Annotated in this window: 21 protein-coding genes and 2 tRNA genes; 18 read left to right on the top strand and 5 right to left on the bottom strand. The window is 56.6% G+C overall.

Annotated features, from left to right (window positions below; genetic code table 11):
• Positions 1-164 precede the first annotated feature (164 nt).
• From dxs to xseB, 3 genes are read right to left on the bottom strand one after another with little or no spacing between them, the layout of a single operon-like run.
• Positions 165-2,033, bottom strand: coding sequence for a 1-deoxy-D-xylulose-5-phosphate synthase (gene dxs / locus G5287_RS15425; protein WP_216951957.1), 1,869 nt, complete (start codon positions 2,031-2,033; stop codon positions 165-167).
• A 21-nt stretch (positions 2,034-2,054) separates the two neighbouring features.
• Positions 2,055-2,945: a (2E,6E)-farnesyl diphosphate synthase gene (ispA, locus tag G5287_RS15420; RefSeq protein ID WP_421172947.1), complete on the bottom strand. Its 891-nt coding sequence runs from the start codon at positions 2,943-2,945 to the stop codon at positions 2,055-2,057.
• Positions 2,946-3,197, bottom strand: a complete 252-nt coding sequence (gene xseB / locus G5287_RS15415; protein WP_005338838.1) for an exodeoxyribonuclease VII small subunit — start codon at positions 3,195-3,197, stop codon at positions 2,946-2,948. It abuts the gene before it with no gap.
• 211 nt (positions 3,198-3,408) lie between these two features.
• Here xseB and pomA point away from each other — a divergent pair, with 211 nt between their 5' ends.
• The 3 genes from pomA to greA all read left to right on the top strand — a co-directional run bounded on the left by pomA (position 3,409) and on the right by greA (position 5,701).
• Entirely contained in the window at positions 3,409-4,167 is a 759-nt protein-coding gene (pomA, locus tag G5287_RS15410) for a flagellar motor protein PomA (RefSeq protein WP_216951954.1), read from the top strand.
• A gap of 8 nt (positions 4,168-4,175) precedes the next feature.
• Positions 4,176-5,069, top strand: coding sequence for a flagellar motor protein MotB (locus G5287_RS15405; RefSeq protein ID WP_216951953.1), 894 nt, complete (start codon positions 4,176-4,178; stop codon positions 5,067-5,069).
• A 155-nt stretch (positions 5,070-5,224) separates the two neighbouring features.
• The gene (greA, locus tag G5287_RS15400) at positions 5,225-5,701 is read left to right on the top strand and encodes a transcription elongation factor GreA (protein ID WP_216951952.1); all 477 of its coding nucleotides are present in this window, start codon (positions 5,225-5,227) and stop codon (positions 5,699-5,701) included.
• A gap of 54 nt (positions 5,702-5,755) precedes the next feature.
• Here greA and G5287_RS15395 read toward each other — a convergent pair whose 3' ends face one another.
• Together G5287_RS15395 and yhbY are read right to left on the bottom strand one after the other, a co-directional pair.
• The gene (locus G5287_RS15395) at positions 5,756-6,340 is read right to left on the bottom strand and encodes a PilZ domain-containing protein (RefSeq protein ID WP_421172949.1); all 585 of its coding nucleotides are present in this window, start codon (positions 6,338-6,340) and stop codon (positions 5,756-5,758) included.
• A gap of 103 nt (positions 6,341-6,443) precedes the next feature.
• The gene (yhbY, locus tag G5287_RS15390) at positions 6,444-6,740 is read right to left on the bottom strand and encodes a ribosome assembly RNA-binding protein YhbY (RefSeq protein WP_033114153.1); all 297 of its coding nucleotides are present in this window, start codon (positions 6,738-6,740) and stop codon (positions 6,444-6,446) included.
• 97 nt (positions 6,741-6,837) lie between these two features.
• Here yhbY and rlmE point away from each other — a divergent pair, with 97 nt between their 5' ends.
• From rlmE to pnp, 15 genes are all read left to right on the top strand, one after another.
• Entirely contained in the window at positions 6,838-7,467 is a 630-nt protein-coding gene (gene rlmE, locus G5287_RS15385; protein WP_216951950.1) for a 23S rRNA (uridine(2552)-2'-O)-methyltransferase RlmE, read from the top strand.
• Positions 7,468-7,512: 45 nt separating this feature from the next.
• Entirely contained in the window at positions 7,513-9,459 is a 1,947-nt protein-coding gene (gene ftsH, locus G5287_RS15380; RefSeq protein WP_216951949.1) for an ATP-dependent zinc metalloprotease FtsH, read from the top strand.
• A 59-nt stretch (positions 9,460-9,518) separates the two neighbouring features.
• Complete coding sequence (gene folP, locus G5287_RS15375; RefSeq protein ID WP_421172950.1) at positions 9,519-10,364, top strand: dihydropteroate synthase; 846 nt, start codon at positions 9,519-9,521, stop codon at positions 10,362-10,364.
• Positions 10,365-10,379: 15 nt separating this feature from the next.
• The gene (gene glmM, locus G5287_RS15370) at positions 10,380-11,714 is read left to right on the top strand and encodes a phosphoglucosamine mutase (protein ID WP_139434790.1); all 1,335 of its coding nucleotides are present in this window, start codon (positions 10,380-10,382) and stop codon (positions 11,712-11,714) included.
• 131 nt (positions 11,715-11,845) lie between these two features.
• A complete protein-coding gene (gene tpiA / locus G5287_RS15365; RefSeq protein ID WP_043822828.1) occupies positions 11,846-12,610 on the top strand; it encodes a triose-phosphate isomerase in 765 nt (254 codons plus the stop codon).
• Positions 12,611-12,937, top strand: a complete 327-nt coding sequence (gene secG / locus G5287_RS15360) for a preprotein translocase subunit SecG (RefSeq protein ID WP_005338811.1) — start codon at positions 12,611-12,613, stop codon at positions 12,935-12,937.
• A 7-nt stretch (positions 12,938-12,944) separates the two neighbouring features.
• Positions 12,945-13,029 (top strand) — tRNA-Leu (locus G5287_RS15355).
• Between the two features lie 92 nt (positions 13,030-13,121).
• A tRNA-Met gene (locus G5287_RS15350) sits at positions 13,122-13,198 on the top strand.
• Positions 13,199-13,364: 166 nt separating this feature from the next.
• Positions 13,365-13,823 (top strand): ribosome maturation factor RimP, encoded by a 459-nt coding sequence (rimP, locus tag G5287_RS15345; protein ID WP_005338809.1) that lies wholly within the window; start codon positions 13,365-13,367, stop codon positions 13,821-13,823.
• A gap of 14 nt (positions 13,824-13,837) precedes the next feature.
• Positions 13,838-15,337: a transcription termination factor NusA gene (gene nusA / locus G5287_RS15340; RefSeq protein WP_216979372.1), complete on the top strand. Its 1,500-nt coding sequence runs from the start codon at positions 13,838-13,840 to the stop codon at positions 15,335-15,337.
• 24 nt (positions 15,338-15,361) lie between these two features.
• Positions 15,362-18,067, top strand: a complete 2,706-nt coding sequence (gene infB, locus G5287_RS15335) for a translation initiation factor IF-2 (protein ID WP_216951946.1) — start codon at positions 15,362-15,364, stop codon at positions 18,065-18,067.
• Between the two features lie 55 nt (positions 18,068-18,122).
• Positions 18,123-18,560, top strand: a complete 438-nt coding sequence (rbfA, locus tag G5287_RS15330; protein ID WP_236296001.1) for a 30S ribosome-binding factor RbfA — start codon at positions 18,123-18,125, stop codon at positions 18,558-18,560.
• A 1-nt stretch (position 18,561) separates the two neighbouring features.
• On the top strand, positions 18,562-19,512 hold the full coding sequence (gene truB / locus G5287_RS15325) for a tRNA pseudouridine(55) synthase TruB (protein WP_245094887.1): 951 nt from the start codon (positions 18,562-18,564) through the stop codon (positions 19,510-19,512).
• Positions 19,513-19,658: 146 nt separating this feature from the next.
• Entirely contained in the window at positions 19,659-19,928 is a 270-nt protein-coding gene (rpsO, locus tag G5287_RS15320; RefSeq protein ID WP_216979371.1) for a 30S ribosomal protein S15, read from the top strand.
• Positions 19,929-20,097: 169 nt separating this feature from the next.
• Positions 20,098-22,239: a polyribonucleotide nucleotidyltransferase gene (gene pnp / locus G5287_RS15315; protein WP_216951943.1), complete on the top strand. Its 2,142-nt coding sequence runs from the start codon at positions 20,098-20,100 to the stop codon at positions 22,237-22,239.
• Positions 22,240-22,320: the final 81 nt, after the last annotated feature.

Raw genomic sequence — 22,320 nt, 5'->3', positions numbered from 1 at the left:
TGCTGCTCGGAATCCTCATGTATTCACATATACTCCGGTTCCTGCGCTGCTCTTTACCTTGTTGACGGACTTCTCGCAACAGTTCTTGAACAGGTTCTAGATTATGAAGAACAAGAAGGGCGCCAATGAGGCGCCCTTCTTTTGTTTGATAGCTTCAAGCGTTATCAGGCTTGCAGCCAGCTTTCGATGCTGCGCTGGATGCCTGCATCGTCCAGACCGAGCAGGGCATAGATCTCCTGCTGGGTGCCCTGTTCGACGAAGCGATCCGGCAGGCCGAGGTTGAGCACCGGCTTGCACTGTTTATTGCGCATCAGCAACTCGTTCACCGCCGAACCGGCGCCACCCATGATGGCATTATCTTCGATGGTGACGAAGTGATCGTGGCTGGCCGCCAGCGACAGCACCAGCGCCTCATCCATCGGTTTGACGAAGCGCATGTCCACCAAGGTGGCATCGAGCGCTTCGGCCGCCGCTTTCGCGTGGTGCAGCAAGGTGCCAAACGCCAGAATGGCAGTGCCCTTGCCCTCTCGCAGGATTCGTCCCTTGCCGAGCTCCAGTGCCTGCATTTCTGACGAGATGGGGGCGTCGCTCAGGCTGCTGCCGCGCGGATAGCGCACTGCGGCAGGGCCCTGATGGAGATAGCCGGTATAGAGCATCTGGCGGCACTCGTTCTCGTCAGATGGCGTCATCACCACCATGTTGGGCACGGTGCGCAGGAAGCTGATGTCGAACGCCCCCTGATGGGTCGGACCATCGGCCCCCACCAGACCGGCCCGGTCGATGGCGAACAGCACCGGCAGATCTTGCAGCGCCACATCGTGGATCACCTGATCGTAGGCACGCTGCAGGAAGCTCGAATAGATGGCGACCACCGGCTTCTTGTCGGCGATGGCGAGACCTGCGGCGAACGTGACCGCATGTTGCTCGGCAATCGCCACGTCGAAGTAACGATCAGGATATTGCTGGCTGAATTTCACCAGCCCCGAGCCTTCACGCATGGCGGGGGTGATACCGACCAGCTTCTCGTCTTTGGCGGCCATGTCGCACAGCCATTGGCCAAAGATGGCGGAGAAGGTTGGTTTGGCGGCGCTCGCTTTCGGCAGGGAACACTCGTCAGGATTGAACTTGGGCACAGCGTGATAACCGATGGGGTCTTTCTCCGCCGGCTCGTAACCCTTGCCCTTCTTGGTCTTGACATGCAGCAGCTGTGGGCCCTTGAGATTGCGCATGTTGCGCAGGGTCTCGACCAGCGCCTCGATATCGTGACCGTCGATGGGGCCGATATAGTTGAAGCCGAACTCCTCGAACAGGGTGCCGGGCACCACCATCCCCTTGAGGTGCTCTTCGGCCCGCTTGGCCAGCTCCTTGACCGGTGGCAGACCGGCCAGCACCTTCTTGCCACCTTCGCGGATGGTGGTGTAGAGCTTGCCGGACATGACCCGGGCCAGATGGTTGTTGAGCGCCCCGACATTCTCGGAGATGGACATCTCGTTGTCGTTGAGGATCACCAGCATGTCTTTATGGACATCGCCGGCGTGGTTGAGCGCTTCAAAGGCCATCCCTGCGGTAATGGCACCATCACCAATTACCGCTACCACCTTGCGACCCAGCCCTTCACTCTCGGCGGCGACCGCCATACCGAGCGCCGCACCAATGGAGGTGCTGGAGTGGCCGACGGAGAGCACGTCGTACTCGCTCTCGCCGCGCCAGGGGAAGGGGTGCAGGCCATCTTTCTGCCGGATGGTGTGGATCTGGTCACGGCGCCCGGTCAGGATCTTGTGGGGATAGGCCTGATGGCCCACATCCCAGATCAGCCGATCGAACGGGGTGTTGTAGACGTAGTGCAGGGCCACGGTCAGTTCGACCGTGCCGAGACCGGAGGCAAAGTGTCCGCTGGAGCGGCTGACAGAGCGCAGCAGATATTCGCGCAGCTCGTTGCACAGCACCGGCAGCCGATCTTTGGGCAAGGAACGCAGCTCGACCGGAGTGTCCGCGAGGGCCAGGTTGGGGAAATTGCTAATATCAACGCTCATATTGTTACTGTTATCCAGCGTTTAGTGGGTTCGCTCGATGATGTAATCGGCAAACGCTTCCAGAATGTCGGTATTGTAGGGCAAGGATTGCAGGGCTGTTAAGGCTTTCCCATGCAGTTCGCGAGCCAGCTCACGGGCATTTTCGAGTCCGAGCAGGGCCGGATAGGTACTCTTCTCCAGCGCCAGGTCAGAACCTTGTGGCTTGCCCAAGGTGGCGGTATCACCTGTGATGTCAAGGATGTCATCCTGCACCTGAAAGGCGAGGCCAATTGCGGCGGCATAGGTTTGCAGGGCAGCCAGCGTGGCGTCATCGACATCGGCTTTGCACAGGGCGCCGAGCGCCACGGCACATTCAATCAGTGCACCGGTCTTGTGGCGGTGTACCTGTTCCAGCTCGGCCAGTGAGATCTGGCGACCTTCGGCCTGCAGATCCAGCGCTTGACCGCCACACATACCAAGATAGCCGGAGGCGCGGGCGAGGGTACTCAGCATCCGCACCCGGTTGGCCATCAAAGTATCGGGCATGGGGTGATCGGCCAGAATGGAGAACGCCAGGGTCTGCAGCGCATCACCGGCCAGAATGGCGGTGCCCTCATCAAACGCCTTGTGGACGGTTGGTTGGCCGCGACGCAGATCGTCGTCATCCATGGCTGGCAGGTCATCGTGCAGCAGGGAGTAGGCGTGGATGCACTCCACCGCTGCGGCTGGGCCATCCAGCAGCTCGCTCTTTACGCCCAGCATCTCGCCGACGGCGTAGACCAGGAAGGGGCGCACCCGCTTGCCGCCCAGCAGCAGGCCGTAACTCATGGCATCGCGCAGGCGTGGCGCCATGGCGGGCAAGGATTCAAGTTGTGCTGACAGACAGTCGTCAATTCGCTGACGATGCAGACGGGAAAAATGGTCCAGCGCCACTCACTCCTCTCCTTGTTCTGGCTGGAAGGGGGCGAGCTGGTCGCTGCCATCGGCTTGACTGAGCAGGATCTGGATCTTCTGTTCGGCCAGTTCCAGCTTCTGCTGACCGGCCCGTACCAGATGAACGCCTTGCTCGAACTGTTTGAGCGCCTCTTCCAGGGGTAGGGAACCTTGTTCCAGCTGATGAACGATGGTTTCCAGCTCTTCGAGAGTGGCATCAAAACTCAGGCGGTCGATTTTTTTACTGGCCATGTCCATCCTCGGGGATTGAAAAAAACGGCTTATATTAACATCGACCGTCCACAGGGGGGAGGCAGAAAAACGCTGCCTCCTCAAACTCTCGATAAACTGGCCGATAATGAACCATGATTCTCAGTGGATGCATGCTTGCCGCTTGGGTCGCAATAGCAGAAAATTCAACAAACTATAATTGGGAATAAGAACCGGTGACAGGAGTAGGGACGTGGATCTAGGCAGTCTGATAGGGATAGTGCTGGGTTTCGGGGTGGTGGTGTACGGCATGCTGCTGGGGGGCCCCATGAGCATGTACGTCGACATGCCATCGGTCTACATCACCGTATTGGGCTCCATCTTCATCGCCATGATGAAGTTCAACCTAGGCCAGTTTCTGATGGCATTTAAGGTCGCTGGTAAAGCTTTTATGTACAAGGGCGACAAGCTGGAAGACCTCATAGTTAAAGCCGTTGAGCTTGCCGATGCCGCCCGTAAAGGCGGATTTCTGGCGCTTGAAGCGGCCGAGATTCCCAATCCCTTCATGAAAAAAGGGATCGATATGCTGGTGGATGGCCATGATGCCGATGTAGTGCGCGCAGTGATGGAAAAGGATATCGAGTTGACTGCCGAACGTCACGTCATTGCGATCAAGGTGTTCCGTACCCTTGGGGATCTTGGCCCGGCGATGGGGATGATCGGTACGCTGGTGGGTCTGGTGGCCATGTTGGCCAATATGAGTGATCCCAAATCTATCGGTCCTGCCATGGCTGTAGCCCTCTTGACCACTCTGTATGGTGCGATCGAAGCCAACATGCTGGCCATCCCGATAGCCGACAAGCTGGAACTGCGCAGCGGCGAAGAGCGCCTTAGCCGTTCGCTGATCCTCGATGCCATCATGGGGATCCAGGATGGCCAAAACCCGCGGGTGATCCAGTCCATGCTGCAGAACTATCTGAACCAGTCCAAACGCAACAACGGCAGTGAGTAGGGAGCCCTATGTCTGATTGCAAATGCCCGCCTCCCGGCCTGCCCGGTTATATGGGGACCTTCGCCGACCTCATGTCTCTGCTGATGTGCTTTTTCGTGTTGTTGCTCTCCTTTGCCGAGATGGATGTGCAGAAGTTCAAGCAGATTGCGGGGTCCATGGAGAAGGCATTCGGGGTCCAGAATATCCTTGAGGTGAAAGATATTCCGAAGGGAACTTCTGTCATTGCCCAGGAGTTCCGTCCTGGCCGCCCAGAGCCAACCCCGATTGATACCGTGATGCAGCAGACCATGGACATGACCCAGACCGAGCTGGATTTTTTGCCCGGTGAGGCCGAGCAGGCAGGTGGTCAGGACAAGAGTGATGGCAAGCAGACGGGGGGGGACACAGCTCAGGATGCTCAGAAGGCGCAGCAGCAGTCCAATACCCTGGCAAAGGCGCTGGCCGAGCAGATGAAAGATCAGATCCAGGATGGTGCCATCGAAATCGAGGCGTTGGGACAGCAGATCATCATCCGGATCAGGGAAAAAGCCTCCTTCCCGGCTGGCTCGGCGTTTCTGCAACCCCAGTTCTGGCCGGTTATTCGCAAGGTCGCGACCCTGCTCAAGGATGTACCGGGTGAAATCACCATATCCGGTCACACCGACAACGTGGCGACCGAAGATGAACTGTTCCAGTCCAACTGGGAGTTGTCGTCGCAACGGGCGGTGGCGGTGGCACACCAGATGATCAAGGTCCCAGGATTTGATCAGGGACGCTTGATCGTGCAGGGGATGGCCGATTCCCAACCATTGGTGCCCAACAATACTCCCGAGAATCGCCGGATGAACCGACGGGTAGAGATCGCTATCATGCAGGGCAAACCGACCATTTCCTCTCCTATTTCGGTACCGGAAGGAAAGTAATATTTCTTGGAGCAACAGATAAAGCGGGATCTGCATCAGGGGGCCGACATGGATTTTGTGTTGGCTTCATATTAAGATGCGCCATCCGAACCGAGTGCTGCGGCGTCCTGACAGATAGCCGCAGCTTCTATTTTCAAGCAACCCAGGTTTCGACTATGAATCATACTCCGATGACTGTTCGCGGCGCTGAGAAGCTGCGCGAAGAGCTCGAATATCTCAAGACCGAGCTTCGTCCCCAGATTATCGAAGCGATTGCTGAAGCCCGTGAGCACGGCGATCTGAAGGAAAACGCCGAATACCATGCCGCCCGTGAGCAGCAGGGGTTCTGTGAAGGCCGCATTCAGGAAATTGAAGCCAAGCTCTCCAATGCCCAGGTGATCGATGTCACCAAGATGACCAACAATGGTCGCATCATCTTTGGTGCCACCGTGACCCTGCTCAAGAGCGAAACAGAGGAAGAGGTTATCTACCGCATCGTGGGTGACGATGAGGCTGACATCAAGCAGAACCTTATCTCTGTCAACTCTCCGATTGCCCGCGCTCTGATTGGCAAGGAAGTGGACGATGTGGCGCTCGTCAAGACGCCCGCAGGTGATGTGGAGTACGAAATCTTGGACGTTGCCTACATCTGATGTAGTTAATGCGGGATGAGACGGGGGAGCACTTGCTCCCCTGTTTGTTGCGCTTCAGGCTGGTTGGTAAGCGTCGTTGAAGGTGTCCTGATGGCGCTGAAACAGCCAGTGACGAAGTCGCTCTATGTTTGCCTCGCTCATCTGGAAACTGAGTGCCCAGGTTGCACGGTCTGCATTAGATTTGACCCGTCTCACCAGCCTGGCCTGCAAGGGAAATGGCGCCTCTGGGGCGATCTGCAGAGTTCCCTGCAAGGTAGTATCCGCCATCATATCTGTGGGCAGATCTTCCACGATGAGGCCATTGAGCGAAAGGCTCAGCACTTGGAGTACTCCATGAGCTGTTTGCAGTGTCGCTTTCTGGGCAAGTCTCCAAGCTCTTGGCTGGGCAAACCCCAGCTCCCGGATCACTGGCGCAGCGAGCCGAGGCTCGACAAAGCCATCTTCTCTCTGGATAAAGGTGAGGGGGAATCGCAACTGATGGCCTGCATAGCGGGCTTCCAATACCAGCTGTTCGGCTTTTTGCAGCAAGCCAAGCATGGGGTTGTCGAGATGTCCGCTCAGAAGGTGGGTCGCCTCCGAGCATCCCAGCTCCCGCAACATGGTCAGTTCATCGTCGGTCAGAATAGGATGGTGAGCCATGGCGCGTGTCCGAAACTATTCATCGCAGGTTAAGGGCTTGGCGACTACTGTGGCAAGCGACTTGGGAAGAAGTGAAATAAGGAAAGAGCAATGCTCTTTCCTTTTACTTGCGAGGCAGCTGGATTTTGGGTTCGTTGGCCTGACGATAGATGGTCAGCACATGACCCATGCTCTGTACTTTTACAGAGCCTGTTTCACGGACGATGGCATCCATAACCAGTTGTTTCATCTCGCGATCTTCAGAGGCAACCTTAACCTTGATCAGCTCGTGATGGTTCAGCGCCAGATCGATCTCCGCCAGTACACCTTCGGTCAGACCGTGCTGACCCAGCAGGACGACAGGCTTGAGGCTGTGGGCAAGGCCCTTGAGGTACTGTTTCTGTTTATTGTTGAGAATCATCGCAATTTCTTCATAAGTCAGGGTTGAAAGGGGCGTATTCTACCCCCACTTAGCCCTTAATACTAATAACCCTTGTGGTTTTTTAAAGCCGATTATCATGACCCAGAAAAAACGTTCCGCCAGCTCCACCCGCTGGTTAAAAGAACATTTCGACGATCAATACGTCAAAAAAGCCCAGAAATTGGGGCTGCGTTCCCGTGCTGTTTTCAAGATCGACGAGATCCAGGGCAAAGACCGCCTGTTGAAAAATGGCATGACGGTAGTGGATTTGGGGGCTGCCCCCGGCGGCTGGTCCCAATTCGCGGTCGAGCAGGTTGGCGAATCGGGTCGGGTCATCGCCTGCGATATTCTGCCTATGGATCCCATTGCCGGTGTCGATTTCCTGCAGGGGGACTTTCGGGAGGAAACTGTACTCGGTGCCTTGCTGGAGCGAGTCGGACCCGACAAGGTCGATGTCGTGATGTCCGACATGGCCCCCAACATGAGCGGCACCCAGCAGGTGGATCAGGCTCGTGCCATGTATCTGGTCGAGTTGGCTCTGGACATGTGTCATCAGGTATTGCGCAGTGACGGCAGTTTTGTGGTGAAGGTGTTTCAGGGGGAGGGCTTTGATGCCTATCTGAATGAAATTCGGAAACTTTTCTCCGCCGTTAAAATTCGTAAACCAGACTCATCCCGCGCCAGATCACGGGAAGTCTACATTGTGGCTACCGGTTTTAAACTGTAGTACCCTAACCTTCATCGTTAACTGTCAGTCTGCGAGGTTACTGATTTGAGTGACATGGCGAAAAACTTAATCCTGTGGCTGGTCATCGCCGTCGTATTGATGTCGGTGTTCAATAGCTTCAGCCCCAGCGATACCACCAGTCGCCAGCTGGACTATTCCAGCTTCGTTAAAGAGGTGACCCAAGATCAGATCCGTGAAGTGCGGATGGACGGTAAGGTCATTAATGGCGTCAAGCGTACTGGTGAACGATTCACCACCATCATCCCGGCGCCGGATCCCCAGCTGCTCAACGATATGCTCAATCACAACGTCAAGGTGATGGGCGAGAAGCCGGAAGAGCCGTCTTTGCTGACCTCTATCTTCATCTCCTGGTTCCCGATGTTGCTGCTGATCGGTGTCTGGGTCTTCTTCATGCGTCAGATGCAGGGCGGCGGTGGCAAAGGCGCCATGTCGTTTGGCAAGAGCAAGGCTCGCCTGATGAGTGAAGATCAGATCAAGACTACCTTTGCCGATGTAGCTGGTTGCGATGAAGCCAAGGAAGAGGTGAAGGAGCTGGTCGACTATCTGCGCGACCCGAGCAAATTCCAGAAACTGGGTGGCAAGATCCCGACTGGCGTACTGCTGGTAGGTCCTCCCGGTACCGGTAAAACCCTGCTGGCCAAGGCCATTGCGGGTGAGGCCAAGGTGCCCTTCTTCACCATCTCAGGTTCTGATTTCGTGGAGATGTTCGTGGGTGTCGGTGCCTCCCGGGTACGTGACATGTTCGAGCAGGCCAAGAAATCCTCCCCCTGCATCATCTTCATCGATGAAATTGATGCGGTCGGTCGCCAGCGTGGCGCCGGTCTGGGCGGTGGTCACGATGAGCGTGAGCAGACCCTTAACCAGATGCTGGTCGAGATGGATGGCTTTGAAGGCAATGAAGGGATCATCGTCATCGCTGCCACCAACCGTCCTGATGTACTGGATCCGGCACTACTGCGTCCGGGCCGTTTCGACCGTCAGGTTGTGGTCGGTCTGCCGGATGTCCGTGGTCGCGAGCAGATCCTGAAAGTGCACATGCGCAAAGTTCCGTTGGCGGATGACGTCAATCCGGCGCTGATTGCCCGTGGTACACCCGGTTTCTCCGGTGCGGATTTGGCCAACCTGGTCAACGAAGCTGCCCTCTTCTCTGCTCGCGAAAGCCGCCGAGTGGTCTCCATGGCTGAGTTCGAAAAGGCCAAGGACAAGATCATGATGGGGGCGGAACGTCGCTCCATGGTGATGAAAGAGTCTGAAAAAGAGATGACTGCGTATCATGAAGCCGGTCACGCCATTATTGGTCGCGTGGTTCCGGATCATGATCCCGTTTACAAGGTCTCCATTATTCCGCGTGGCCGTGCGCTGGGTGTGACCATGTACCTGCCTGAGCAGGATCGCTGGAGCCACTCCAAGCAGCATCTGGAGTCGATGATCTCCAGCCTGTATGGCGGTCGTCTGGCGGAAGAGTTGATCTACGGTGCCGAGAAGGTCTCGACCGGCGCGTCCAACGACATCGAGCGAGCTACCGATATCGCACGCAAGATGGTGACCCAGTGGGGTATGTCCGAGCGTCTCGGCCCGATGCTTTATGCGGAAGAAGATGGTGAAGTGTTCCTCGGCCGCAGCATGGCCAAGGCCAAGCACATGTCCGACGACACTGCGCGCATCATCGATGCCGAGGTGAAGCAGGTCATTGATCGCAACTACGACCGCGCCAAGCAGATCCTGCTGGATAACATGGATGTACTGCACAGCATGAAAGATGCGTTGATGAAGTATGAAACCATCGACGCCAAACAGATCGATGATCTGATGGCGCGTCGCGAGGTTCGTGCTCCGAGCAACTGGCATGACGAGCACGGTGATACCCCGCAAGGCGGTTCCACCGTGGCTGCCGAGGCCAAGCCGGCCGATGAGGCTGCACCGGTGGCGGATGTCACTATCGACAAAGCCAACGACGCGCCGGCCAAATAATCGTGACTCTCCAAACCCCGGGCTTGCCCGGGGTTTTTCTTTATCAGATGGACATGAAAATGCAGTTAACCAGCAAGGGGCTCAGCCTCTCCCTCGATCGTCCCCATGTGATGGGGATCCTCAATGTGACGCCCGACTCCTTCTCCGATGGCGGTAATTTCAACCAGTTTGAACGGGCAATGGCCCATGCGCGCCAGATGGTCTCTGACGGTGCGACCCTCATCGACATCGGTGGCGAGTCAACCCGCCCTGGTGCGCCCGATGTGAGCGAGCAGGAGGAGCTGGACAGGGTCATTCCTGTCGTGGAGCAGATGGCCCGTGAGCTGGATGTGATGATCTCCCTCGATACCTCCAAAGCGGCTGTGATGCGGGAGGGTTGCAAGGTGGGTGCCCATCTGATCAACGATGTGCGGGCACTGCAAGAACCTGGAGCACTGCAAGCCGCGGCCGAAGCTCGGGTTCCGGTCTGTCTGATGCATATGCAGGGGCAGCCGAGAACCATGCAGGTCGAGCCGCACTATGAGGACCTGATCGGGGAGGTTCGCGCCTTCTTTGATGAGCGTATTGCGGCTTGTCTGGCGGTCGGGATCCGTCGTGAAGAGCTGTTGCTGGATCCTGGATATGGCTTTGGCAAGACCCTTGCACACAACTATCAGCTGTTGGCGGCTCAAAAGGAACTGCTTGATTATGGCTTGCCGCTATTGGTGGGGATGTCGCGAAAGTCTATGATAGGCAACCTGCTGGGCCGTCCGGTGGATGAGCGTCTGGCGGGCAGTCTGGCATGCGCCCTTATCGGCATGCAGCATGGGGCCCGCATCATCAGGGTACACGATGTACGGGAGACCATGGACGCATTGCGCGTCGGTTGGCTGGCAATGACGGGACAAGATTTTATTTCCAAATAATAAAGAGAACAGACAATGGCAAGAAAGTATTTCGGTACCGATGGTGTGCGCGGCAAGGTTGGCGAATACCCGATCACCCCTGATTTTGTAATGAAATTGGGTTGGGCTGCCGGCAAAGTGCTCTCCAAGAAGGGCACCAAAAAGGTGCTGATTGGCAAAGATACCCGCATCTCCGGTTACATGCTGGAATCCGCGCTGGAAGCGGGGCTCTCCGCGGCAGGCCTTAAAGCCATTCTGATGGGGCCCATGCCCACGCCGGCGGTTGCCTACCTGACTCGCACTTTCCGTGCCGAGGCCGGCATCGTCATCAGCGCTTCCCACAACCCCTTCTACGACAACGGCATCAAGTTCTTCTCCGCCGATGGCACCAAGCTGCCCGATGATGTCGAGCTGGCTATCGAAGCCGAGCTGGATCACGAGCTCAAGTGTGTCGAGTCTGCCGAACTTGGCAAAGCGGTGCGCATTGATGATGCTGCCGGTCGCTATATCGAATTTTGCAAGAGTACCTTCCCCTCCCACATGAATCTGGATGGGGTGAAAATGGTGGTCGACTGTGGCCACGGCGCTACTTACCACATTGCGCCGTCGGTTTTCCGCGAGCTGGGTGCTGAAGTGATCACAATGGGCTGTGCCCCGGATGGTCTCAACATCAACGATGGTGTCGGCTCGACTGCGCCTGACGCACTGGTTGCCAAGGTGCTGGAGTGCAAGGCCGATCTGGGGGTTGCCTTTGATGGCGATGGTGACCGTCTGATCATGGTCGACCATACCGGCTATCTCATCGACGGTGATGAAGTGCTCTATATCATCGCGCGCGATGCTCTGCGCAATGGTCGCCTCAAAGGCGGTGTCGTCGGCACTCTGATGGCCAACATGGGTCTGGAGCTGGCGCTGCAAACCCTGGGCATTCCGTTTGCCCGTGCCAAGGTGGGTGACCGCTATGTGCTGGAGATGATGGAAGAGAAGGGCTGGCGCATCGGTGGCGAGAACTCCGGCCACATTATCTGTCTTGATCAAACCACTACGGGTGATGGCATCGTAGCCGCTTTGCAGGTGCTCACTGCCATGCGCAGTGCCGAGATGCCGCTTGCCAAGCTGCGCTCCGGCATGAACAAGTTCCCGCAGGTACTGGTGAATGTTCGTTTTGCCGAAGGCAAGGATCCGCTGGCCGCTGATGCTGTCATGGCTGAGGTTGCCAAGGTGGAACAGGAGCTGGCTGGTCGTGGTCGCGTACTATTGCGTAAATCAGGTACCGAACCGCTGATCCGGGTCATGGTCGAAGGGGAGCATGAACAGCAGGTGCGTGACATGGCTCAGCGCATCGCCAAGCAGGTTGAATCGGCGTTTTAATGAACAACCAGGGCGGCTTTTTAGCCGCCCTGGTTGTATCTTGTTCAAACGATTCAAAAATTTAAAAATAGCACTTGTCAGCTGAGCATCCTCTGGATATTATCAGCCCCGCTTTCGCAAGGGAGTTGCCGATGGGACATCGCAAGCCGTTTGTAGCAGCCAACTGGAAGTTGCACGGTAGTAGGTCGCAGTTAGAGCAGTTTACGAGTCAATGCCTAAACGGCGTTGACGGAAAAGTAGATGTGGTTCTCTGTCCTTCCCATGTGCATCTCGACTTTAGCGCTTCACTGCTCAACGAGCAGAAAGTAATAAAGTTGGGGGCTCAGAATGTGAGTCAGCACGCTACTGGCGCTTACACTGGAGAAATCTCGTGTCAGATGCTGGTTGAGGCAGGGTGTCGTTACGTATTGGTAGGGCACTCCGAGCGCAGGCGTCTCTTTGGTGAGACCAGTTTTATCGTCGCAGAGAAATTTGCGGCAGCCAGAGCGGCAGGCTTGATTCCCATCCTCTGTTTAGGTGAATCAGGTGCGGCTAGGCAGGCGAGAAGAGCCTTCGAGGTGATCGCTGAAGAGCTGGATATCGTCATAGAGAAAAATGGCGCGATGGCTTTCGATAATGCTATCATCGCCTACGAGCCGATTTGGGCTGTAGGTACAGGTAAATGCGCCACACCCGAGCAGGCACAAGAGGTTCATTCCTTTATACGTGGTCGCTTGGCGGAGGATACTCCGGTAATAGGTGAGAAAGTTAGAATCATCTATGGTGGGAGCGTAACGCCGAGCAACGCGAGAGATTTGTTTGCACAGCCCGACATTGATGGCGGACTGATTGGCGGAGCAAGCCTCGATAGCGATGCGTTTTTAGGAATTGTTGAAGCGGCAAAGGGTGCAAGTTAAATGTACGAGATTCTTTTAGTCGTTTATCTGCTGGTTTCACTGGCTCTGATTGGTCTGGTGATGATTCAGCAAGGTAAAGGGGCTGATATGGGCGCCTCCTTCGGCGCAGGGGCATCGAACACAGTATTCGGCTCCGGTGGTTCAGGCAGTTTCCTGACCCGAACAACAGCAATCTTGGCTACTCTGTTTTTCGTTATCAGCCTGGTGCTCGGATCTATGTCCAGCAACAAGGTCAAGCAGGGTAGTGAGTGGGAAAATCTGCAACAAACCCAACAGGTTGAGCAGACCAAAGCGCCAGTGAAGAAAGATACTGACGTTCCCGAGTAAGAGTTTTGCCGTGGTGGTGGAATTGGTAGACACGCTATCTTGAGGGGGTAGTGCTCTAGGGTGTGCGGGTTCGAGTCCCGCCCACGGCACCAATTAAGCAGTGAGCTCGGGAAGCCGAGTTTATTATAGCCAGTCAGTCTTGTATCGAGAGAGTGAAGTGGCTATAATCTCGCACGATTTCGGACGCGGGGTGGAGCAGCATGGTAGCTCGTCGGGCTCATAACCCGAAGGTCGTCGGTTCAAATCCGGCCCCCGCAACCAAATTTCACGCATTTCCTACGCTCAGGAAGGCGGTCGCTGCGAGGCGACAATCAGGGTAAAGCGCCAAGCCCCGATTTGACATCGGGGCTTTTTGTTATGTGCAATTTACTCTGAATCGATATCTATCTGGGCTTTATGCCCTTTTTTTGTTTTTCGGAGGGTGACTTTGGCTACGTTGGAACAACGTTTGACCGATCTGCTCGAGGCTCCGGTCGTTGCCTTGGGTTTTGAACTTTGGGGTATTGAGTTTATCCGCGCGGGTAAACACTCCACCTTGCGTGTCTATATCGACGGCGAGCAGGGTGTGACTGTCGAGAACTGTGCTGAGGTCAGCCATCAGGTTGGCGCCATCATGGACGTCGAAGATCCCATCACCGAGGAGTACTACCTCGAGGTATCCTCCCCAGGCCTGGATCGTCCCCTGTTCAAGGTTGCCCATTTCGAAAAATACGTTGGCCAAGAGGCGGCGGTAACGCTTCGGATGGCAACAAACAACCGCCGCAAGTTCAAAGGCGTAATCAAAGCTGTGCAAGGCGACATGATCACCCTGACAGTAGATGGTAAGGACGACGTGTTGGCTTTCACCAATATCCAAAAAGCGAACATAGTGCCGAACTTTGGTTAACGAGGCTATCGGATATGAATAAAGAGATTTTGCTGGTCGTTGACGCAGTATCCAACGAGAAAGCGGTACCCCGCGAGAAGATCTTCCAGGCTCTGGAAACCGCGCTGGCGACTGCGACCAAGAAGAAATATGAAGGCGAGATTGAAGTTCGGGTCGAAATCGATCGCAAGACCGGTGACTACGACACTTATCGCCGCTGGCTGGTAATCGCAGATCAAGCCGCGATGGAGAACCCTTACGCCGAGATTACCCTGGAAGCTGCTCAGATTGATCAGCCGGATATCCAGGTCGGTGAATATGTTGAAGACCAGATCGACTCTGTCACCTTCGACCGTATCACTACCCAGACCGCCAAGCAGGTTATCGTGCAGAAAGTGCGCGAAGCGGAGCGTTCACAAGTAGTTGATCAGTTTAAAGATAAAGAAGGCACCATCATCAGTGGTGTCGTCAAGAAGAGCAACCGCGACAACGTCATTCTGGATCTGGGCAGCAATGCTGAAGCCGTGATCTTCCGTGATGACATGCTGCCGCGTGAAACCTTCCGCCCGGGCGACCGTGTCCGTGGCCTGCTCTACGCAGTACGTCCAGAAGCCCGTGGTTCCCAGCTGTTTGTCAGCCGTTCCAGCCCGGACTTCCTGAAAGAGCTGTTCCGTATCGAAGTACCGGAGATCGGCGAAGAGATGATCGAAATCATGGGCGCTGCCCGTGACCCGGGTTCCCGCGCCAAGATTGCGGTGAAGACCAACGATCGTCGTATCGACCCGATCGGTGCCTGTATCGGTATGCGTGGTGCCCGTGTGCAAGCTGTCTCCGCAGAGCTGAGCGGTGAGCGTGCAGACATCGTGCTGTACGATGACAACCCGGCCCAGTACGTGATCAATGCCATGGCACCTGCCGATGTGGCCTCCATCATCGTTGATGAAGACAACCACACCATGGATATCGCCGTGGAAGCTGCCAACCTGGCCCAGGCCATCGGTCGCAATGGTCAGAACGTGCGTCTGGCCTCCCAGCTGACCGGTTGGGAGCTGAACGTGATGACCGTTGAGGACATGCGTGCCAAGCACCAGGCCGAGAACGACCGCATCATGAACCTGTTCACCAGCACCCTGGATATCGATGACGATTTCGCCGGTCTGCTGATGGAAGAGGGCTTCTCGACCCTGGAAGAGATCGCCTTCGTACCGGTCAACGAGTTGCTGGCTATCGACGGTCTGGATGAAGACATGGTCGAAGAGCTGCGCAAGCGTGCCAAAGATGCCCTGACTACCCAGGCGCTGGCCAAAGAGGAGTCCTTTGATGGCGTCGAGCCGTCCGAAGAGCTGCTCAATCTGAACGGTCTGAGTCGTGAACTGGCATACGCTCTGGCGGGCCGCGGCGTGGGCACCCTGGAAGATTTGGCTGAGCAAGGTATTGATGACCTTGCTGGTATTGAAGGGCTGACTGCCGAGAAGGCGGGTGAGCTCATTATGGCTGCTCGCAATATCTGTTGGTTCGGAGAAGAGCAGTCTTAAGTAAGATCAAACGGAGGAAAATGAATGGCAGAAGTATCAGTCAAACAACTTGCCACTGACATCGACACACCGGTTGATCGTCTTCTCCAGCAGTTTGTCGATGCCGGTATCAGCAAGAGCAAGGCCGACGACATGGTCAGCGAGTCTGAAAAGCAGACTCTGCTGGCACACCTGAAGAAACAGCATGGAGGTGACGAGGTCGCCGCTCCTGCCCGCATGACTTTGCAGCGCAAGACCAAGAGCACCATCAGTGTTCAGGGAACCGGCGGCAAGAACAAAGAAGTGCAGGTGGAAGTTCGCAAATCTCGCACCTATGTAAGACGCTCGGCGCTGGAAGAAGAACAGCGTCAGGCGGAAGCCGAGGAAAAAGCGCGTTTGGAAGCAGAAGAAAAAGCTCGTCGCGAAGCCGAAGAGAAGGCTCGCCTCGACGCTGAAGAGAAGGCTCGCCGTGAGGCTGAGCAGGCTCGTCGTGAAGCTGAGGAAAAGGCGCGGATCGAGGCACAACAAAAGGCTCGACAGGCTCAACAGCCCGCCAAAGCAGCCAGTAGCACAGCTCAGCAAGAGGCAGAAAAGATGGCCAAGCGCGAAGCAGAAGAACTGAAGCGCCAACAGGAACAGACAGCTTTGAAAAAAGCTGAAGAACTCGCCGCGAAGAAAGCCGAAGAGGCTCGCATCATGGCGGAACAGAACGCAGCCCGCTGGGCTGAAGAAGAAGCCGCTCGTGCAAAAGAGAGCAGCGATTATCACCTGACTACCAACAAGCATGCGCAAGCTGCAGAAGACGAGCTGGATCGCAAAGAAGAGACCAGCCGCCGTACTGCCGCCGCCGCTGTCAAGGCCCCGAAAAAGGCGGGTCGTCGCGATGATGATCGCAATGATCGCAATTCCCGTGATCCGCGTGCCCGTAAAGGCAAACGTGGCAAGGTCGCTACCCCGAACGCCATGAAGCATGGCTTCAACAAGCCGGCTGCCGTGGTGAACCGCGACGTTGTCATCGGCGAGACCATCACAGTGGCCGAGCTGGCCAACAAGATGGCCGTCAAGGGAGTTGAAGTCATCAAGGCGATGATGAAGATGGGTGCCATGGCCACCATCAACCAGGTGATTGACCAGGAGACCGCTCAGCTGGTCGCCGAGGAGATGGGTCACAAGGTTGTGCTGCGTCGTGAGAACGAGCTGGAAGAGGCGGTACTGTCCGATCGTGACGAGACCTCCGAAGCCAAGCCCCGTGCACCGGTCGTGACCATCATGGGTCACGTTGACCACGGCAAGACCTCGCTGCTGGACTACATTCGTAAAGCCAAGGTTGCTGCTGGCGAGGCCGGTGGTATTACCCAGCATATCGGTGCTTACCACGTTCAGACAGATAGCGGCATGATCACCTTCCTGGATACTCCGGGTCACGCGGCGTTTACCTCCATGCGTGCTCGCGGTGCCAAGGCGACCGACATCGTTGTTCTGGTCGTTGCTGCTGACGACGGCGTGATGCCGCAAACCATCGAAGCTATCCAGCACGCCAAGGCTGCCGGTGTGCCGCTGGTTGTGGCAGTCAACAAGATCGACAAGCCGGAAGCGGATCCGGATCGCGTCAAGACCGAGTTGGCTCGTTACAACGTCATGTCCGAAGATTGGGGTGGAGACTGCCAGTTCGTGCACGTATCTGCCAAGTCCGGTCAGGGTATCGACGATCTGCTGGAAGCCATCCTGATCCAGGCTGAAGTACTGGAGCTGAAAGCGGTGGTTGACGGTATGGCCAACGGCGTCGTGATCGAATCCTTCCTGGATAAAGGTCGTGGTCCGGTTGCTACCGTACTGGTACAAGAAGGTACCCTGCGTCAGGGCGACATCGTTCTGTGTGGTCTCGAGTACGGCCGTGTTCGCGCCATGCGTGACGAACTGGGTCGCGAGATCAAGGAAGCGGGTCCGTCCCTGCCTGTGGAAATCCTGGGTCTCTCCGGCGTTCCCTCTGCCGGTGACGAAGCCACCGTTGTCCGTGACGAGAAGAAAGCCCGTGAAGTGGCGCTCTACCGTCAAGGCAAGTTCCGTGAAGTCAAGCTGGCTCGCCAGCAGAAGGCCAAGCTGGAAAACATGTTCGCTAACATGACCGAGGGCGAAGTGTCCGAAGTGAACGTGGTGATCAAGGCCGACGTACAAGGTTCTGTGGAAGCGATCTGCGATGCGCTGGTCAAACTCTCCACCGACGAAGTGAAGGTGAAGATCGTGGGTTCCGGCGTAGGTGGTATCACCGAAACCGACGCGACCCTGGCTGCCGCTTCCAGCGCCATCCTGGTTGGTTTCAACGTCCGTGCCGACGCGTCTGCGCGCAAGGTTATCGAATCCGAGAGCCTGGATCTGCGTTACTACTCCGTCATCTATGACCTGATCGACGAAGTGAAGCAGGCCATGAGCGGCAAGCTGGCCCCAGAGTATCGTCAGGAAATCATCGGTCTGGCTGAAGTGCGTAGCGTCTTCAAGTCTCCGAAGTTCGGCGCCGTTGCCGGCTGTATGGTTACCGAAGGTGTGGTCAAGCGTTCCAACCGTATCCGCGTTCTGCGTGACAACGTGGTTATCTATGAAGGCGAGCTGGAATCCCTGCGCCGCTTCAAGGATGACGTCAACGAAGTTCGCAACGGCTACGAGTGTGGTATCGCGGTCAAGAACTACAACGACGTGCGCGAAGGCGACCAGATCGAAGTTTACGAGACTGTTGAAATCCAACGGACTCTGTAAGCCGAGAGTTAGACAAAATAGGGGGCCGCGGCCCCCTTTTATCGCAGGATAGAATATGGCCAGAGAATTCAGCCGGACCCGTCGGGTCGGACAGCAGATCCAGCGTGAAATCGCGCTGATCCTGCAGCGCGAGGTGAAAGACCCGCGCATCGGCATGGTGACCGTTTCCGATGTGGAAGTGTCCCGTGACCTCAACTATGCCAAAATTTACGTCACCTTCTTGCAGCTGGAAAATGATGCCGAGCGCATCAAGGAAGGCTTGCAGGGTCTGACCGAAGCAGCCGGATATATCCGTAGTCTGCTGGGCAGTGCCATGCGTCTGCGCGTGGTGCCCGAGCTGCGTTTCTACTACGACCAGACCCTGGTCGAGGGGATGCGTCTCTCCAACCTGGTGACCAAGACTGTGCGTGAAGACAAGCGCCGCATGGCCGAATCCGGCCGTGACGAAGAAGCTGAATCCGCACCGGATGACACGACTGAGGATAAAGCCTGAGATGACCCGAAGACGTCGTTTCAAGGGCCGTGATGTGCACGGCATTCTGCTGCTGGACAAGCCGACCGGCCTGACCTCCAACGATGTGTTGCAGAAGGTCAAGCGTATTTACAACGCTGCCAAGGCTGGTCATACCGGGGCGCTGGATCCGCTGGCGACCGGCATGCTGCCGATTTGCCTCGGTGAGGCCACCAAGTTCTCCCAGTATCTGCTGGAAGCGGACAAGCGCTATGAGGTGACCGCCAAACTGGGCGAGCGCACCAACACCAGCGACTCCGATGGTGAGGTGGTCTCCACCCGTCCGGTAAACGTGGCTGTCGGTACTCTGATTGAGGCGCTGGACCAGTTCCGCGGCCCCATCATGCAGGTGCCGTCCATGTACTCTGCGCTCAAGCACAACGGCCGTCCGCTCTACGAATATGCCCGCGAAGGTATCGAGATTGAGCGTGAAGCCCGTCCCATCACCGTATTCGAGCTCAAACTGCTGAGTTTCGAAGGTGATGAAGTGCGCCTTGAAGTGCACTGCAGCAAGGGCACCTATATCCGCTCTCTGGTGGATGATCTGGGTGAAGTGCTGGGTTGTGGCGCCCACGTGACCCAGTTGCGCCGTACCCAGGTGGCCAGCTATCCGTACGAGCGGATGCTGACTCTGGAGCAGCTCGAGTGTATTTTCGAGCAGGCCAAGGCCGAGAGCATCCCGCCGCGCGAGCAGCTGGATCCCCTGTTGCTGCCGATGGATACTGCCGTGGCAAGCTTGCCCGAGGTGAACATGCTGGCTGTTGTGGCTGCCTATGTGAATCAGGGCCAGGCCGTGCAGGTGGCGGGTGCGCCGCACAGCGGTCAGGTTCGTATGACGGTCGGCCCGGAGCGCGAGTTCATCGGGGTTGGCGAGATTGATGATGATGGCCGCGTCGCCCCCAAGCGACTGGTACGTTATCACGACGAGGAGTGATCCTCAGGCGGTATCGGCGTGCTCTTTCCCTCTCTTGCTTCTTTCTCGTTGCGAAAATGGGCAGGGACGATTATCATACCGCCCTCATTTCACGGCTGAATTAGAGATTGGCTGTGAACCTTTAAACACTGTACTGGAGTAATACCATGTCTCTAAATGCTGAGATCAAAGCTCAAATCGTTGCCGAGCACGCTCGTGGCGCCAACGACACCGGTTCCCCCGAAGTGCAAGTTGCCCTGCTGACTGCCCAGATCAACCATCTGCAAGGTCACTTCAAAGAGCACTCCAAGGACCACCACGGTCGTCGCGGTCTGCTGCGCATGGTTTCCCAGCGTCGTAAGCTGCTGGACTACCTGAAGCGTAAAGATTCCGAGCGTTATGCTGCTCTGATCGCCAAGCTGGGTCTGCGTCGTTAATCGACCATCAGATTTCGCGAAAAGGGGAACCTCCGGGTTCCCCTTTTTTATTGCTCTTTAGCGGCTTGTTGCCATCCTCACAGAATTTGTGTCGACGCTTACCTTTTGCATCGAATCAAGTATACTTGTGCGCGAATTTAAAGAGCCAAATTGTAAAAAGGAAATTCACGTGAATCCTATTGTTAAGTCATTCCAGTACGGTCAACACACCGTCACACTGGAAACCGGTGTGATGGCCCGTCAAGCCACTGCGGCCGTTATGGTCAGCATGGACGATACCTGTGTATTTGTGACCGTCGTAGGCAAGAAAGAGGCCGATCACGGCCGTGATTTCTTCCCGCTGACCGTCAACTACCAGGAGCGTACCTATGCTGCTGGTCGTATCCCGGGTGGTTTCTTCCGTCGTGAAGGCCGTCCGAGCGAAGGCGAGACCCTCATCTCCCGTCTGATCGACCGTCCAATTCGTCCGCTGTTCCCGGAAGGCTTCTTCAATGAGGTTCAGGTGGTTGCCACCGTCATGTCCGTGAATCCGGCAGTCTCCCCCGATATCGTTGCCATGATCGGCGCCTCTGCTGCGCTGGCCATCTCCGGCATTCCGTTTGGCGGCCCGATCGGTGCTGCTCGCGTGGGTTACATGAACGGTCAGTATGTGCTGAACCCGACCACCACCGAACTGCCACAGAGCGATCTGGATCTGGTTGTTGCCGGTACTGCCAACGCCGTGCTGATGGTTGAGTCCGAAGCTGCCATCCTTTCCGAAGAGGTCATGCTGGGCGCCGTGGTATACGGTCACGAGCAGATGCAGACCGTGATCAATGCGATCAACGAGTTTGCCGCTGCCGTCGGCACCAAGCCGTGGGACTGGACTCCGCCTGCCGTCAACGAAGCGCTGAAAGCCAAGGTTGCCGAGCTGGCGAGCGCCGAACTGGGTGAAGCCTACCGCATCACCGAGAAGGCTGTCCGTTACGAAACCATCGCAGCCATCAAGGGTCGTGTGGTTGAGCAAGTTATCGCTTCCGGTGTGGAAGAAGATGCCAAGAAGATCGGCGAAGAGTTCCACAGCCTGGAAAGCCGCATCGTTCGTGGCCGCGTAGTGCGTGGTGAGCCGCGTATCGATGGTCGCGATCCGGAAATGATCCGTGCCCTGTCTGTCGCTACCGGCGTATTGCCCCGTGCTCACGGTTCTGCCCTGTTCACTCGTGGTGAAACCCAGGCTATGGTCGTTGCGACCCTGGGTACCGAGCGTGACGCCCAGAACATCGACGAGCTGACCGGCAACCGTGCCGATCGCTTCATGCTGCACTACAACTTCCCGCCATACTGCGTCGGTGAGACCGGCATGATGGGTAGCCCGAAGCGTCGTGAAATCGGTCACGGCCGTCTGGCCAAGCGCGGCGTTGCTGCCGTGATGCCGAGTGCTGCTGAGTTCCCGTACGTGGTGCGCGTGGTGTCTGAAATCACCGAATCCAACGGCTCCTCCTCCATGGCGTCTGTCTGTGGTTCCTCTCTGGCGCTGATGGATGCCGGTGTGCCGATCAAGGCTTCCGTCGCCGGTATCGCCATGGGTCTGGTGAAGGAAGAAGAAGGTTTCGTCGTGCTGTCCGACATTCTGGGTGACGAAGATCACCTGGGCGACATGGACTTCAAGGTAGCCGGTACCACCGAAGGTGTGACCGCGCTGCAGATGGACATCAAGATCGAAGGCATCACCAAAGAGATCATGGAGATTGCGCTGAAGCAAGCTCGTGGTGCTCGTCTGCACATCCTGAAAGTGATGGATGAAGCAATCCAGGCTCCCCGTGCCCAGATCTCCGATTTCGCACCGCGTATCCACACCATCAAGATCAATCCTGAGAAGATCAAGGACGTGATCGGTAAGGGTGGTTCCGTGATCCGTGCGCTGACCGAAGAGACCGGCACCAACATCGAGCTGGATGATGACGGTACTGTACGTATCTCCGCTGTGGCCAACGAAGCTGCCATGGAAGCGATCCGTCGCATTGAGGCCATCACCGCCGAGATCGAAGTGAACCGCATCTATGAAGGTAAAGTTGTCCGTCTGGCCGATTTCGGTGCATTCGTCAACATCCTGCCGGGCAAAGATGGTCTGGTACACATCTCCCAGATCACCGATGCTCGCGTTCAGAACGTGGCTGACCACCTGACTATCGGTGACGTGGTCAAGGTGAAGGTACTGGAAGTGGACCGTCAGGGCCGCGTACGTCTCTCCATCAAGGAAGCGAACGCTCCGACTGATGCAGCCCCGGCTGCTGATGCTCCGGTTGCTGCCGAAGCGCCTGCCGCAGAGTAATCTGTCCTCCTGAACCGGATTCTCCGGTTGCAGTAAAAAGTCCGGCGCCCTTTGGGGCGCCGGACTTTTTTATGCGCTCAG

This window comes from Aeromonas sp. 603079, assembly GCF_049172135.1.
In the GTDB taxonomy this organism is placed as follows: domain Bacteria; phylum Pseudomonadota; class Gammaproteobacteria; order Enterobacterales; family Aeromonadaceae; genus Aeromonas; species Aeromonas veronii.
Note: the sequence above shows the minus strand (reverse complement) of the source record. Positions and strands in the feature narration are given on the sequence as shown.

Coding starts and splice junctions, on each gene's coding strand:
- dxs (WP_216951957.1), bottom strand. CDS start 2,033: ATGAGCGTTGATATTAGCAATTTCCCCAACCTGGCCCTCGCGGACACT.
- xseB (WP_005338838.1), bottom strand. CDS start 3,197: ATGGCCAGTAAAAAAATCGACCGCCTGAGTTTTGATGCCACTCTCGAA.
- G5287_RS15405 (WP_216951953.1), top strand. CDS start 4,176: ATGTCTGATTGCAAATGCCCGCCTCCCGGCCTGCCCGGTTATATGGGG.
- greA (WP_216951952.1), top strand. CDS start 5,225: ATGAATCATACTCCGATGACTGTTCGCGGCGCTGAGAAGCTGCGCGAA.
- G5287_RS15395 (WP_421172949.1), bottom strand. CDS start 6,340: ATGGCTCACCATCCTATTCTGACCGACGATGAACTGACCATGTTGCGG.
- yhbY (WP_033114153.1), bottom strand. CDS start 6,740: ATGATTCTCAACAATAAACAGAAACAGTACCTCAAGGGCCTTGCCCAC.
- rlmE (WP_216951950.1), top strand. CDS start 6,838: ATGACCCAGAAAAAACGTTCCGCCAGCTCCACCCGCTGGTTAAAAGAA.
- folP (WP_421172950.1), top strand. CDS start 9,519: ATGCAGTTAACCAGCAAGGGGCTCAGCCTCTCCCTCGATCGTCCCCAT.
- glmM (WP_139434790.1), top strand. CDS start 10,380: ATGGCAAGAAAGTATTTCGGTACCGATGGTGTGCGCGGCAAGGTTGGC.
- tpiA (WP_043822828.1), top strand. CDS start 11,846: ATGGGACATCGCAAGCCGTTTGTAGCAGCCAACTGGAAGTTGCACGGT.
- secG (WP_005338811.1), top strand. CDS start 12,611: ATGTACGAGATTCTTTTAGTCGTTTATCTGCTGGTTTCACTGGCTCTG.
- nusA (WP_216979372.1), top strand. CDS start 13,838: ATGAATAAAGAGATTTTGCTGGTCGTTGACGCAGTATCCAACGAGAAA.
- infB (WP_216951946.1), top strand. CDS start 15,362: ATGGCAGAAGTATCAGTCAAACAACTTGCCACTGACATCGACACACCG.
- rbfA (WP_236296001.1), top strand. CDS start 18,123: ATGGCCAGAGAATTCAGCCGGACCCGTCGGGTCGGACAGCAGATCCAG.
- truB (WP_245094887.1), top strand. CDS start 18,562: ATGACCCGAAGACGTCGTTTCAAGGGCCGTGATGTGCACGGCATTCTG.
- rpsO (WP_216979371.1), top strand. CDS start 19,659: ATGTCTCTAAATGCTGAGATCAAAGCTCAAATCGTTGCCGAGCACGCT.